We start from the raw sequence: 14283 nt of genomic DNA on the forward strand, positions 1-14283 counted from the left end.
TCGCCCGCCCGAAGGTCAGCCCGACTGGCCCAAGCCCAGTACGGTGTCGATCATCTCCTGCGCGCCATCGACTTCGTCAGCGAACTGTTTGTAGATCGGCTTGGAAGCTTCGATGAAGGCGGCCTTGTCAGCGGTATTCACTTCAACGCCTGCATCCTCGATCTCCTTGAGCAGGACGCTCTCCATCTCCGCCGCAGTCTCATAGGTGAAATCCTGCGTCTGATTGGCGCAGTCAGTCAGCCCGGCCTGTACGTCCTCCGGTAGGCTGTCGAACTTTTTCTTGGAGGTCAAAATATAGGCCGGCGTGTAGACGTGACCTGTAATCGAGAGGTACTTTTGCACCTCTTGGAACTTGGCTGAAGCGATCTGTGCGTAGGGGTTTTCCTGACCGTCGATCACACCGGTCTGCAGTGCGGTAAACACGTCTGAAAATGCCATCGGCGTCGGGTTCGCGCCGTATTCCTGGAACATCTTCAAGCGCCAGACACCATTTGGCGTGCGCAATTTGACGCCTTCGAGATCGGCAGGAAGGTTGATCGGCCGGACGTTGTTGGTGATGTGACGAAATCCGTTCTCAGCCAATCCGACGATGTGATAGCCGTTGTCGTTGGCGGCCTTCTGGAACACATCCATCATTTCTTCTTGCACGCGGCGCATGTGGTCGCGGCTGGTAATAATGTACGGCATTTCGAAAATACCAAAGGAATCGTCGACCGAGGACATGATCGACGACGGCAGCGAAAAGTCCATCTGCGCCAGTTTCAGCTTTTGAAGCATTTCTTTGTCGTTGCCCAACTGGGACGATCCAAAGGTCTGCATTTCGACCTTGTCGGTCATCGAAGAGTTGACACAATCGGCAAAGTTTTCTGCCGTGGCTTCAAAGAGAGAGCCCGGCGCGCCTACGTGGCCGAACTTCATCGTCATGTCGGCAGCCGACACCGAAGTCGCCATACCTGCGACCGCAGTGGCCGCCAGAAGTCTTGTCATCACTTTCATGGTTTCTCCTCCCAGAGTTTCGCGTTTATCTTGGGCCGCCGCCGTTGGATGCCTGCCCGTGTCAGGCAAGCATCTGCATCGCGGCTTGAACCCCACCCTCCTCGTGGGGAACATCCGCTTTCTTCAATCCCATTTCGACGCCAGCCAGCGTTGCGACAAGCATCAAGTCGTTGAAATCGCCCAGATGTCCGATGCGGAACACCTTGTCAGCCACTTTGGACAGCCCATTTCCGAGCGAGATGTCGAAGTGCTCCAGCGTCGAGGCACGGAACGCATCAGCACTATGTCCGTCCGGCATTTTAACCGCCGTAAGCACGCCACTCTCCTGTCCCTGTGTAGCACAGAGCACCTCAAGCCCCCAATGCCGGACCGCAGCCCGCGCTGCAGCACCATGGCGGGCATGGCGTGCAAAGACATTGTCCAGCCCCTCTTCGTGCAGCATGTCGATAGCCTCGTTCAAACCGTAAAGCAGATTTGTCGCAGGGGTGTAGGGAAAATATCCGGTCTGGTTCGGCCCCAACATCTCTGCCCAGTCCCAATAGGAGCGCTGCAGTTTGGCTGTCTTGTTCGCGTTCAGTGCCTTGGCACTTGCGGCATTGAACGACAGTCCAGGCGGCAGCATCAGCCCCTTTTGCGAGCCCGAAACGGTTACATCCACGCCCCAAGCGTCGTGTTGATAGTCAAGCGAGGCAAGCCCCGAGATCGTATCGACCATAAACAGCGCCGGATGTTTGGCACTGTCTATCGCCTTGCGCACGGCGGCGATCGGAGACACGGACCCGGTCGAGGTTTCGTTGTGCACCACGCAGACCGCCTTGATCTCATGCGACGTGTCCTTGGCAAGATAGGCCTCAATCTGGTCAGGATCCGCCCCGCCTTGCCAGTCGCCTTCGATGAACTCAGCCTTAATGCCCAGCTTTTCGGCCAATTTCTTCCACAGGGTCGCAAAATGCCCGGTTTCAAACATCAGGACACGATCACCGGGCGAAAGGGTGTTGACCAGCGCCGCTTCCCAGGCGCCGGTGCCTGAGGCAGGATAGATGAATACATGCTCTTCGGTCTTGAAGATCGTCTTCAGCCCATTCAACGCCTTGAGCCCGACAGCCGCGAAATCTGGCCCGCGGTGATCAATCGTCTGCTGGGAAATTGCGCTCAAAATCCGATCAGGGACGGCGCTCGGCCCCGGGATCTGCAAGAAGTGACGACCAGCTTTTCTCAAAACAAGAAACCCCCGCTAATGTCGATGAACCAGGCCTTTGCCGTGGTCACATCCTTTTCTGGTTGCCTTGATCTAATTTTGAATTCAAAATTATGTCAATGAAAACATTTTCCTTTCATACCAGCCGGCGGGATTGAAACATGCCTCAGCAACTCTCTGAACTTCTTCAGTCCCGCGTTGAGGGCGACCTGATGTTTGATCAGTTCTCCCGCGGGCGTTATGCCACCGATGCCTCGCTCTATCAGATCATGCCGCTGGGCGTTCTATGCCCGAAGTCGGAAGACGACATCGCTGCTGCGATCGACATCGCGCGGGAACAACGGGTCCCGATCCTGCCGCGGGGCGGCGGCACCTCGCAATGCGGCCAAACGGTGAACGAGGCGCTTGTTCTCGACAACACTCAATATTTCAACGACATCCTCGAACTCGATGTCGAAAATCAGCGCTGCGTCGTCCGCCCCGGAATCGTGCTGGACGTATTGAACCGCGCGCTCAAACCGCATGGGCTGTGGTTCCCTGTCGATGTCTCAACCGCCTCGCGCGCTACCATCGGCGGCATGGCCGGTAACAATTCCTGCGGCGGCAAATCGCTGCGCTATGGCATGATGCGTGACAACGTCCTATCGATCGATGGGTTCATGGCCGACGGCAGCCACCATCACTTTGGCCTCAACGGCCCGGCCCCCTCGCCTGCCTATAAGGCGTTGAAAGACGACATGCAGTCCTTGGGCCGGCGCGAAGCAGCCGAGATAGAGGCCCGGTTTCCAAAGGTCATGCGGCGCGTTGGCGGCTACAACATCGACGCGCTGACACCGGACAGTGCGCCCCTAAATCTGGCGCAGCTTCTGGTAGGCTCCGAAGGCACGCTGGCCTACAGCACGGCCGTTGAGCTGAAGCTCTGGCCAATTCTGTCGCAAAAGGTGCTGGGGGTCTGCCACTTTGCCACCTTCCACCAGGCGATGGACGCCACTCAACATCTGGTGAAGCTGCAACCGCAGGGCGTGGAATTGGTCGACGCCACGATGATCTCCCTCGCCCGCGACATTCCGATGTTCCAACCCACAATCGCAGAAGTCGTGACGGGCAGCCCCGAGGCGCTGCTCTTGGTCGAATTTGCCGAAGAAGATGTGACTCGTCACCCCGCCAAGCTAAAAGAGCTTGAAGAGATGATGGGGGATCTAGGGTTTTCCTGGACCGGGACGGGCCGAAACTGGGGCGGGGTGACCAAGGTGACCGACGCCGCCCTGCAAGGTCGGATTGCCGATTTGCGGAGCTCGGGGCTCAATATCATGATGTCGATGAAGGACGACGGTAAGCCGGTGTCCTTTGTCGAGGATTGCGCCGTCGAACTGCCGGACCTCGCCGCCTATACCGCTGGGCTGACCGAGATTTTCGACCGGCACGGCACCAAGGGCACCTGGTACGCCCATGCCTCGGTGGGCTGCCTGCATGTGCGCCCGGTGCTGAACCTCAAATTGGACAAAGACGTGAAGACGATGCGCCAGATCGCCGAGGAATGTTTTGACCTCGTCGCCCGCTACAAGGGCTCTCATTCCGGCGAACATGGCGATGGGCTGGTTCGTTCAGAATTCCACGAAAAGATGTTCGGCGCCCGCATGGTGGCCAATTTTGCTGAAGTAAAACAGCGCTTCGATCCCGAAGGGCTGTTCAACCCCGGCAAGATCGTCGACGCGCCGAAAATGGATGACCGGCGCCTGTTCCGCTATGGCCCGGACTACAACGCGCCCGAGATCAAAACTGCGCTGGATTGGTCCGAATGGACCGGCAGCGGCGGCGGGTTTCAGGGTGCGATTGAGATGTGCAACAACAACGGGGCCTGCCGCAAGCTCAAGGGCGGCGTTATGTGCCCCTCGTACCGTGTCACTCGCAAGGAACAGGATCTGACACGCGGCCGCGCCAATACCCTTCGTCTGGCAATCACCGGGCAGCTGGGACCGGATGCGCTGACCTCGGATGAGATGGCAGAGACGATGAAACTTTGTGTCTCCTGCAAAGGCTGCAAACGCGAATGCCCGACCGGCGTGGACATGGCGCGCATGAAGATCGAGGTAATGTCCGCACGCGCCCAGAAGCACGGGATCAGTCTGCACGATCGGCTTGTCGGTTACCTGCCACGCTATGCCCCGATGGCGTCGCGCCTATCGGTCCTGGCAAACCTGCGCAACTGCGTGCCGGGCCTTGCCGCCCTGACCGAACGGATCACCGGCTTCACCCGCACCCGTGACCTGCCCGTCTGGAGCGCGCAGGCGTTCCGCAACCAGGAGGTAGCACAACACGACCAGCCTAAAGCAGTGATCTTCGCAGATTGCTTCAACCGCTATTTTGAACCTGAAAACCTGCGCGCGACGGTTAAGGTGCTGGAGGCGGCCAAAGTCCCTGCCGTCGTGGCCACGCAACCCGCAGGCGAACGGCCGCTGTGCTGCGGGCGCACCTTTCTGTCGGTGGGCCTTGTTGAAGAAGCAAAAGTCGAGGCCCAGCGGCTGGTCGATGCGCTGTTGCCCTATGCGCAACAGGGACTGCCAATCATCGGTCTTGAACCCAGCTGCCTGCTCACCCTGCGCGATGAAATCCCGGCGCTGCTGCCCGGCGCAGACACCGCATTGCTGGCGCAGCAGGCGCGGATGCTGGAGGAATATATCGCCGATCAGGAAGACAACCCAGAGTTTGATCTGCAATTGGCCTCGCCCGCGCCCAAAGTTCTGCTGCATGGGCACTGCCATCAAAAAGCGATGGGGATCATGTCCAGCATCGAAAAGACCCTAGCACGTCTGCCTGACACCGAGATTGAGACGGTCGAGACAAGCTGTTGTGGCATGGCCGGTTCTTTCGGATACGGCGTCGACACCCACGAGGTTTCGCGTAAAATGGCCGAATCCGATCTGGCCCCCGCCGTGCGCCGCGCCGAGGCATCCACCTTGATCGTGGCCGATGGCACCTCGTGTCGGCATCAAGTCTCGGATATTGCAGGGCGCAAGCCCATTCACGTGGCCCGCCTGCTGGAAATGGCCCTAAAAACCGGCGAGGAAGCCACCTAATGATGCAAAACGCGCCAGCTCAGGCCATTACACGTAAATCCTTGCATCAGGAGCTGGTCGACCGCCTGCAACCCCTGATCATCAGCGGCGAATTGACCCCGGGGTCGAAAGTGCCGGAAAAGCTGCTCTGCACTCGCTTTGGTGTGTCGCGGACCCCCCTTCGGGAGGCGCTGAAGGTTCTCGCGTCAGACGGGCTGATCCGGCTGGAACCTAACCGAGGGGCTTGGGTCACTCTGGTCACGATTAGTGAAGTCGAGGAGGTTTTCCCAGTGCTCGGCGCGCTTGAAGCACTGTCAGGCGAACTGGCGTGCAAAAGCATCACGACCGATGAAATCAATGCCGTGCGTAGGCTGCACGCGCAGATGATTGAAAGCTACGAAACGCGAGATCTGGACTCTTATTTCGCGATCAACCAGAAAATCCACCGCGCAATTTTGCTCGCGGCACGCAACGACACTTTGACGACCTCCTGTCAGGCTCTTTCGTTGAGGATGCAGCGCGCCCGCTACCTTGCTAACATGACAGAAGGCAGGTGGTACGCAGCCGTGCAGGAGCACGAAAATATACTAAAATTCTTGATCGATAAGGACGGCAGGCGGTTAGCGCGCACGCTTCTGGATCACATGGAATCCAAGCGCGTTTCGGTAGTCCAGTGGCTTGAGGCGCAAAACGAGCCTTCGGAGCCTATGTAAGCCGTCACCAAATCCGACTTTAACCAACGGCCCCTCCAACCTAGGCACTATCGCAGTTACTTCGTGCCCTACCTTTGACTGGCCACCCGCCAGTTTTGAGCCGGTCCAATCCCGAACTACGATCTGAATGCCCGCTTCTAATATCACTCCGCATCTCAGCGAACTTCATGACCCAACCCCTTGTCCAACCCGCTCGCGAAACAACTGTCCGAGCACGCGTCCGGAGCGCGATTGAACCGCCTTGCTGCCCATCTCGCAGCATTGTGAGCGGATGAAGGCCGGGAGAGCGGACATCGGCTCCATTCGTTCCGGCTATGGCGAGGTCCGCTTTAGGGTATTTTGAAATTCGGGCTATCGATGCAAAAATGTCCTGCAGGTACGAAAAACCCCCGCTGCCATCGGCAGCGGGGGTTTTGTTCAATTAGGGCCAAAAGTCGACCTAGATCACCCTTCGCGTTCCAGCTTCTTTCGTGCCAGCTTGCGAGCACGGCGAATCGCTTCTGCCTTCTGACGCGCGTTTTTCTCGGAAGGTTTCTCGAAATGTTGCTTGAGCTTCATTTCACGGAATACGCCTTCCTTTTGGAGCTTTTTCTTTAGAACTCGGAGGGCTTGATCGACGTTATTGTCGCGTACACTAACCTGCATGTAGTTTTCACTAACTTTCTTGTTTGGAGTTGCAGAGACTTACATTCACTGGCCAAATAACAACCCTAAACGATATTGTACAGCAAGGTCAGCCATCCGGGACAATTCTGATGTTCGCTGCAAGTAGATGGTCCTTGGTTTCGTCTCTGCAGCATCTGGTAGGGAGGGCGGGTAGCCGCCGTTCGCTTCGACCGCAATGCGACCGGGCGGTTTCAGCGGGAGCTGGCATTCAGATAACATTGAAAGCGGGTTTTGTACTGCACCGCCGCAGGCCGGCCCGGAGGCCATTTTACGGATTACTCCTATCAGAATGGCTGCAAACTTAGCCGGATCGGTCCCCGGGGGTTTGACCAGCCATCTGCGGGCGAATGATAGCATTCCCCGTTCTGCTTTCGACATCGCACCGGCGCTGACAGGGGTGGGGGCCAGTTGACACCTTAACCTCTGATGGCAATCCTGAAGAAAAGGAATGGGTGAATGCGGCGGGAAAAATGGGAACATGCTCTCAGTGACTGTTATCTGTTCACCGGCGCCGATCCGCAAAGCATTTTGGCGCTGACAGCAGCCAGTCATGTCTTGACCAGTCCAATTGGGAAGACCCTCTTCCAGACCGGGGATGCGGCGGATGGGATGCATATCGTGCTTTCCGGCCTCGTCCGGATCTGGATTGCGGATTCCGACGGGCGCGAGCTGACGCTGGCGCTGCTGGAAGCCGGCGATCCCTTCGGCGAGATCGCGCTTCTCGACGGTTTGCCCCGCACGGCCAATGCCACGGTGGTCGAGCGCTCGGAATGTCTGGTCCTACCTTGTCGGGCGATGGAGACCGTGCTGGCACGCGATCCTGCCTTAGCGCGCCACCTCATCCAACTTCTCTGCGAGCTGTTGCGGCGCAATACCCAAACGATCGGTGGCTTCGCCTTCAGCGGACTAAGTGGGCGTCTGGCGCTCAAGTTATACGAACTGGCGCTGTCGTACGGCAAGCTGGAATCAAACCACGCGCGGCTGACCCGCAGGTTCTCGCAATCTGACCTTGCCTCGATGCTGGGGGTTACCCGTGAAGCGGTGAACAAGCGGATGGCGGCCCTTGCGCATGATCGGTTGGTATTCGTCGAAGACGGCTACATCGTGGTGCCCGACCTGGCGGCGCTCGCCGCGCGTGCAAACACCGAGGCGCAACTGGGTGCCTGACGGGCGTCAAATGGCCAGTCGGACCAGAACCAGCCCCCCAAGCAACACAAGCATGCTCCCACACGACATCTGCAGGGGTACCGAAAATCCGCCTCTCGCCAGCGCGCCGGATACGACGAGATAGGGCGCAATCCCGGCTGCTGACGAGGCGAGAATGGCCGAGGCGTAGAACAACACCATCCCGGCATCCGCCTGCGTGCTGCCAGCAGGCACGAAAGCCGGGAAAAGCGACAGGAAGAACACCAGCGCGATCGGGTTGGCAAGCCCGATCCACAACCCCTGCGCCGAAATGCGCAGGCCGCTGCGCGGCCGGACTGCGCCGGGACCGGTAGCGCCCGAGGCCCGGAAGGTCAGATAGCCAAGAGCAACAAGGACGATACCGCTGCCGATCTGCAAAGCCGTCCAAAGTCGGGGGTCCAATTCACGCGCACCAAGTGCAATGAGGAGCGCGGCAACCGACCAGATCATCTCGGCGGCGAGAATGCCGCTCGTTGCCAGGCCACCCCCCCACACCCCGGCGCGCGCGGTCGCGGATCCGACAAAGGCTGCGTTCTGACCCGGCACAAGCGAGGCCATGAAGTTCGCGGCGGCAAGGGCAATCCAGATTTCCGGTGTCATGGTCATCTCCAATCCTGTTGTGGATCGGTGATCGCAGAGATCGACGCTGCGCGATGTGAACGTGGTCACAGACCACCGCTCCGGCTCATGGCACCAACGCATCCATCACGGCGCGAAGGGATGGACGATGACGGAAATGCTAGACCAGTTGAATGATCCCGTAGGGTGGCTGGTGCTTGCCGGTGCAGCGCTGCAGGCCTGCGCCTGCCTGTTCACCAACCAGTTGATACTGCGGTCCATGCTATTTGCAGGCTCGGTTCATTACGTTGCTTATTACACGGTGGCCGCGCAAACCCCGCTCTGGCCCGCCATTCTCGGCACCTCGGCAATCGCGCTTGGCAATGCCATTGGTTTCATCCGCGTGCTGAAAGCGCGGCATCGGCAACAGCGCCGCGAGGTGCTGATGCCGCCCACCGGGCCGGATGCGCAGGAGCACGAAAAATGCGGTGACGGGGGCGATATTTTGTGTAGGATTGAAGAAACGGAAAGGAGTTCGATCCATGTTGGTCGATCTGTTCCTACCAGCGATCCTGACCCTCATTATGTTCTCACTGGGGCTGGGCCTGCGCGGTGATGATTTCATGCACGTGGCGCGGCAACCGCGGGCCTTTGGTCTGGGCGCGTTCAACCAGGTGGTATTGCTGCCGATCGTCGGATTCGCCGTTGCGACGCTGTTCGGCCTGTCGCCAGCACTGGCAGTGGGCACGATGATCCTTGCGCTTTGCCCCGGCGGCGTCCTGTCAAACGTGCTGGCACGAATGGCGGGCGGATCGGTCCCGCTTTCGGTCTCGCTCACGGCGGTGATCAGCCTAACCAGCATTCTCACGCTGCCGCTTCTGACCGCGCTGTCGATGCGCCATTTTATGGGTGCCGATGCACCACCCGTAGATGTCACCCGGCTTGGCCTGGTGATGTTTGCCCTGACGGCGGTGCCGGTCGCCTTGGGGATGGCACTGACGGCGGTAGCGCCAACGCTGGTTGCGCGGATCGCACCCTGGACGATCCGAGTGGCGTTTGCGTTGTTCGTGGTGCTGATTGTGGCGGCGCTGGCCGCGAACTGGGCCGTCTTTCTGGCTAATATCGGGGTGCTGGGACCGGCGCTGCTGACGATGAACGCCGTACTTCTGGCGCTCGGGCTACTGACCTCGCGGCTGGCAGGACTGTCGGTAAGCGACACGACTACGGTCGCGATCGAATCCGGCATCCAGAACGGCACGCTTGGCATCGCGGTGGGCGGGATCGTGGCGGGTGTGGCGACGGGCCTGCCGGAGATGACGCTCCCAACGGCTATCTATTCGGTTACCACATGGGCGCTGTCGTTGCCCTTCGTGGCTTGGCGGCGGCGCATGGCGGCGGGTTCAAGCGCCGGCCCTGTCGGACAATCGCCAGAGCCGGGGTAGCGGTATCGCCAGTTCCGCAAGGTGCCGGTCACGGGCCGCGGCCTCGTCGGCGATCTTTGTCCGGGTCAGCCGGTCGAGCGCGTGGGCCGCATTGTAGCGCATCCCGCGCACCTGCGCATGATCGACCGCGCTGCGCCACAGCATCTCTGCCTTCTTTTTGTACCCGCGCAGCCATGCGTGATCTCCCGCGGCGAGAGCCGCCATAGGGGCACCGGCGCGGAATTGCCGCGCGATGCGCCGCGCCGACCTCGCGACCAGGGCCTGATGGGCAAGAAGCTCGTCCCGTTTGCAGCCCCGCTCCCGAAGGGCCCAAAGAAGATCGCAGTAGAACGGCGCGTTCTGCGTCATGTAGACCTGCGGGCGCGCCGTGCGCGCCACAATGGCAAGCGCTTCTTCGAGCGCGTTTCGGGCAACTGCATTCTCGCCATCCTCCAACGCCAGCACGGCGCGGCTGTAATGAAAGACCAGCTTATTATTGTCATTGGCATCCTGCGCGTTGGCCGGATCTTGCAGTAACCTTTCAAGTGCGGCAACATCCTCCCGCATCTCATCCAGACGCGACAAACACAAAAGGTCACGGGCGCGCCCGTTATGCGACCATATGATGCCGTGTACGACACCACGGTCGCGGCTGGCGGCAAGGGTTACGTCGCTCCAGCCCATCGCCGCCTCGAAACGCCCCTCTAGGCGGCTGAGATTGGCCAACGTGGAGGCGGCGGTCTCCCAAGTCTTGCGCTCTCCACATGCCTCGGCAACGACCATCGAGCGTCTGAAATACTTTTCGCCGTCCGACCAACCGCCCTTGCCGGTCTCGTAATTGCCCGAGACCATGCAGACCCACGCCTCGGTCGGCTGATCGTCCAGCCGATCCACCATCGCAAGCGCGGTGCGTTGCAGATCGTCGCCGTCCAGCGCCCAAGGCAGCGAGGTCGAGATCAGCGAGAGGCCGATACAGAGTTTGGCCAGCGTCGCACTGTCGCCGCCCGCGCGCCGGGCCAGGTTCGCGCCGCGCAATACCTCGGCCAGCGCAAAGGGGATCTTGTTCAACTCGTAGTGAATTTCTGAAAGCATCATCGACGCTTCTGCTGCGAGAACCAGGGGTGCTCGGCGCGCCTCTGCCTGCGCGCTCCGATGGGGGCGCAGGCGAAACGCGGCATAGCCCGATAGGATTGCCCGCGCTGCCTGGCCGCCAGTCTCAGGCGGGGTTCGGTCGATCCCTACCAGGCAGGATTTAAGAAATTCTTCGGCCCGCTGGTACTGGCCGATCGCGCGCAGCGCGTGGGCGATGTCATAGCGCCAGCGCCCCAGCGTCAGCGGATCGACCGCCATGCCGCCCTCTTCGCTCAACCGCATGACGCGGGTCAGAAAATCCACCACCTCGATATTGGCATAGGCGCGGCGCGCGCCTTCCGCCGCCGCGATCAGGGTGCGGCGCGCAGGCTCGCGCTCTCCGGCACGCTCGTAGTGATACGCCAACAGAGCGAGATCCGCCTGCTCGGGCGCGTCACCCGCGCGTTGCGCAATGTTTGCTGCGGCGGCGACGTGCAGGCGCTGCGCCTGTCCGGTGACCAGGCTGCGATAAGCGGCATCCGCGACGATGGCGTGGTGAAAGCACCACGCGCCCGGCCCCGCAGTCTCGATCAGGCCGGTCGCAGCGATGCTGCGAAGATAGCCCGCCACTGTGTCCGGCGATGCCGAAGGATGTAGCGCTGCCAGAGCTTCGTTGGTGAAATCGCGGCCGAGAATCGCCGCGCATTTAATCGTCAGCTGTTCGGCCGGACTCAGCGCGGCGATGCGCTCTTGCGCGGCACCAGCCGCGTCCGTCGGGATCGCGATCCCTGCCAGGCCAGCCTCGCCAAGCCGCAGATGCGCATAGCCGCCCTCGATCCGCACCAGCCCGCGGCCCTCCAGCGCCTGCGCGAGTGCGGAGGTGAACAGCGGATGACCGGCCGCCTTCTCGAAAAGCAGAGCCTCGAGCGGCGGAGCGGCCGCATCCGCCCCGAGCTTCCGTGCGCCCAGAACACCACTTTCTGCCGGGCCCAACGGCTGCAGCTCCAGCATCTCGACACGGCCCGGATCCAGAAAACGCCGCGCCTCGCTGGGCAGATCGTCAGGGGACAGGGGCCGGGTAACAAAACACAGCGACAGCGGCGCGCGGCGCGAGAGCAGGTCGAGCAACTGCCAGGATGCGGAATCGAGCCAATGCGCGTCCTCGACGATCATCACCGGAAGACCGGGCGGCAAAAGCCGCATAACGAGATCGGCAATCAAACTACGTGTCCGCTCGGCGCGGCCCGCCCCGACAAGCCCGCGCGTCGCATCACTGTCCGACAGCTCTGTCGGCAACACCGGGCTCAGCAGCGGCAGAAACGGCGCCGCTTCGGACCCGAGCAGCGCGGCGGCGGCATCTCGACACGCGGTCGGGCCGGCATCCGGCGCGAGGTCCAGCAGGTCCGCCACCAGCGACGCGAAGGGCCAGTAGCTAATCGCCCGTCGCAGCCCGTCCGCCTGAATCCGCAGATACGGCAGCCCGGCGTCGGCCAGATGCCCCTCAAACCAGACGGCAAGGCGCGACTTGCCCAAGCCCGCCACCCCGGTGATCGCGAAGTCGGACGCGGTGCCGATCTTGATCCGCTCAACGATCCCGGCCAAGCGCGCAGTCTCGGTTTCGCGCCCAATCATCTCGCCCGCATGGGCGAGGCCGCGCAGCCGTTCGGCGACCACAGCGTGAAAGCCCGTGGCGCTTGTCTGACCCTTCAAAACCGTTTCTGCGACTTGCCGCGTATCGAACCGACGCGCCACCGCGCGGCATGTCCCGTCATCCAGAACGACCGGCGCGACCGCCCGCACGCTCATCGCGGCGGCCCGATTGATGGCATCGCCTACCACCACGTATTGCGCATAGGTACCGGTCCCAACCAGCCCAGCGAAGACCTTCCCCGCCGCCACCGCAACCGAGACCGTCACGCCTTCCGTCCGCTCCAGTTCCAGCCCGGCCAACGTGGCGCGCTCCGCCGCATCTTCCCAGGCGCAGGAGGCGAGCCCCCAGGCGGCAACCGCAACGAGGCCTTTGTCATCGCAACACACCTGCAGCAAAGCGCCGCCTTTATCCTCCACCGCTGCGGCGACCGCCCGCAAGAGTGCCGCGAGACCCGCGAGATCCTGCGCGCCGGTGAAAGCGAAATCCGGAAAGCGGGCGAACAAAACATGCGCATGGCGGAACTCGGCGACCCAGTCGGCCCCCAGATCGCGGCCCGCGCGCTGGTGCCGCCTGAGCCATGGCCCGATGTCAAGCTCGGGAGGTTCCAAAGCGCCCGGCCCCTGCCGCTCCGCCGACCACGCGATGCCATGCTCGACGCGCAATCCTGCACCTGCAAGGGATTCCGCCTGTGCAGTCAGGCGCACGCCATTCGCGCTTGTGTCCAGACCCTTCAGAGAGGCCAGCGCGGGCCCGCAAAACACGGCATGGCGCGCGCGCTCCGCATCCGCGACGTCGAGTAACCACAAATCGCCCGCGCTCACCCCGGCGCGGATGATTAGCGGGTCGCTGATATTCACATTGGCGATATCTTTCTGGATCGCGAGACCGCAGGACACCGCATTAGCGATCGCCTTACTCCAGCCCGCCTCCCTCGGCCAATGCGCAGTGACGGCGTCGCCCGCGAAGTAGAGGATCGATCCACCGTGAGCCTCGATGGCGCGCGCAAGGCATGCGAACACGTCGTTGATGACCGCTTGAAGCGCCTCGGCTCCCCGCTCGGATCGCGTCACGCCTTCGGCACCCCGGCGGCTGAATCCCGTCAGGTCGCAGAATAGGATCGCCCCCGGCATGGCCAGCGCCCGCGACTCCCCGTCCCTTTGGTTCAACAGACACCGACGCGCCTGCGCCGGCAGGAACGGGCTGCTCCATGCTCCATCCTTGGTCATTCTGTGTTTCCCTCAAAGCCGAACCCCGTCGATACTTCGGGGCAAAACGCCTATGGCCTCCGCCCAACAACATAATATCACAGATTAAGATGTGCCGCACGGGAACTTCAGCGGCCCAGTATATACGCCGATGACTGGCGGTGCAGTTTCAATGCAGCGCTGCTTCATTCCCTTTCGATCATATTGCAGCGCCCCGGCTCAAAGCGATCTGGCTCGGTCGTGTCAGTAGCCCAACAAGGATATGCCATAATGCTCTACATTTCTTTTCGGTAAGGACATCAAGAAGATGCCTCAGAAAGAAGCTGTATTCCAAGGCAATTTTGAATGGCGACCCCGGCAGGATTCGAACCTGCAACCTGCCCCTTAGGAGGGGGCTGCTCTATCCAGTTGAGCCACGGGGCCTACGGGGGCGGTTTATCGCAAGCTGAGGATGATGTCATCGGCAGAATGGCAACCGTTTGGCACGGCGTCGCAGCACGGCGCCGGCAGCGCTTGATCGCGTATCCTGCTTCGCGCTAACTATAGAAAAGGCAAACAGGAAC

Annotated in this window: 10 protein-coding genes and 1 tRNA gene; 5 read left to right on the forward strand and 6 right to left on the reverse strand. The window is 61.2% G+C overall.

Features of this window, described 5'->3' with window-relative positions:
• Nucleotides 1-15: 15 nt before the first annotated feature.
• Nucleotides 16-996, reverse strand: a complete 981-nt coding sequence (locus WNY61_RS00190) for a TRAP transporter substrate-binding protein (protein ID WP_342849439.1) — start codon at nt 994-996, stop codon at nt 16-18.
• 61 nt (nt 997-1057) lie between these two features.
• Complete coding sequence (locus WNY61_RS00195; RefSeq protein WP_342849440.1) at nt 1058-2152, reverse strand: aminotransferase class V-fold PLP-dependent enzyme; 1095 nt, start codon at nt 2150-2152, stop codon at nt 1058-1060.
• Between the two features lie 203 nt (nt 2153-2355).
• Between WNY61_RS00195 and WNY61_RS00200 the strand changes: the two genes are divergently transcribed.
• Both WNY61_RS00200 and WNY61_RS00205 read left to right on the forward strand, forming a co-directional pair.
• Nucleotides 2356-5271 carry an FAD-linked oxidase C-terminal domain-containing protein gene (locus WNY61_RS00200; protein ID WP_342849441.1) on the forward strand — a complete coding sequence of 972 codons (2916 nt, stop codon included), beginning with the start codon at nt 2356-2358 and terminating at the stop codon, nt 5269-5271.
• On the forward strand, nt 5271-5963 hold the full coding sequence (locus tag WNY61_RS00205; RefSeq protein ID WP_342849442.1) for a GntR family transcriptional regulator: 693 nt from the start codon (nt 5271-5273) through the stop codon (nt 5961-5963). The genes WNY61_RS00200 and WNY61_RS00205 overlap by 1 nt, the downstream gene beginning before the upstream one ends.
• Before the next feature lie 444 nt (nt 5964-6407).
• Here WNY61_RS00205 and rpsU read toward each other — a convergent pair whose 3' ends face one another.
• Entirely contained in the window at nt 6408-6608 is a 201-nt protein-coding gene (gene rpsU / locus WNY61_RS00210; RefSeq protein ID WP_040700433.1) for a 30S ribosomal protein S21, read from the reverse strand.
• 477 nt (nt 6609-7085) lie between these two features.
• Here rpsU and WNY61_RS00215 point away from each other — a divergent pair, with 477 nt between their 5' ends.
• A complete protein-coding gene (locus WNY61_RS00215; protein ID WP_342849443.1) occupies nt 7086-7796 on the forward strand; it encodes a Crp/Fnr family transcriptional regulator in 711 nt (236 codons plus the stop codon).
• Between the two features lie 6 nt (nt 7797-7802).
• Here WNY61_RS00215 and WNY61_RS00220 read toward each other — a convergent pair whose 3' ends face one another.
• Entirely contained in the window at nt 7803-8420 is a 618-nt protein-coding gene (locus tag WNY61_RS00220; protein WP_342849444.1) for a LysE family transporter, read from the reverse strand.
• A gap of 121 nt (nt 8421-8541) precedes the next feature.
• Between WNY61_RS00220 and WNY61_RS00225 the strand changes: the two genes are divergently transcribed.
• Nucleotides 8542-8988, forward strand: coding sequence for a hypothetical protein (locus WNY61_RS00225; RefSeq protein WP_342849445.1), 447 nt, complete (start codon nt 8542-8544; stop codon nt 8986-8988).
• A complete protein-coding gene (locus WNY61_RS00230; RefSeq protein WP_342849447.1) occupies nt 8915-9814 on the forward strand; it encodes a bile acid:sodium symporter family protein in 900 nt (299 codons plus the stop codon). The genes WNY61_RS00225 and WNY61_RS00230 overlap by 74 nt, the downstream gene beginning before the upstream one ends.
• Here the strand turns inward: WNY61_RS00230 and WNY61_RS00235 are convergent.
• The gene (locus tag WNY61_RS00235; RefSeq protein WP_342849448.1) at nt 9773-13741 is read right to left on the reverse strand and encodes an AAA family ATPase; all 3969 of its coding nucleotides are present in this window, start codon (nt 13739-13741) and stop codon (nt 9773-9775) included. The genes WNY61_RS00230 and WNY61_RS00235 overlap by 42 nt on opposite strands.
• A 325-nt stretch (nt 13742-14066) precedes the next feature.
• Nucleotides 14067-14143 (reverse strand) — tRNA-Arg (locus tag WNY61_RS00240).
• Between the last annotated feature and the right edge of the window lie 140 nt (nt 14144-14283).

The sequence above is a fragment of the Sulfitobacter sp. AS92 genome, assembly GCF_038900015.1.
GTDB lineage: Bacteria > Pseudomonadota > Alphaproteobacteria > Rhodobacterales > Rhodobacteraceae > Sulfitobacter.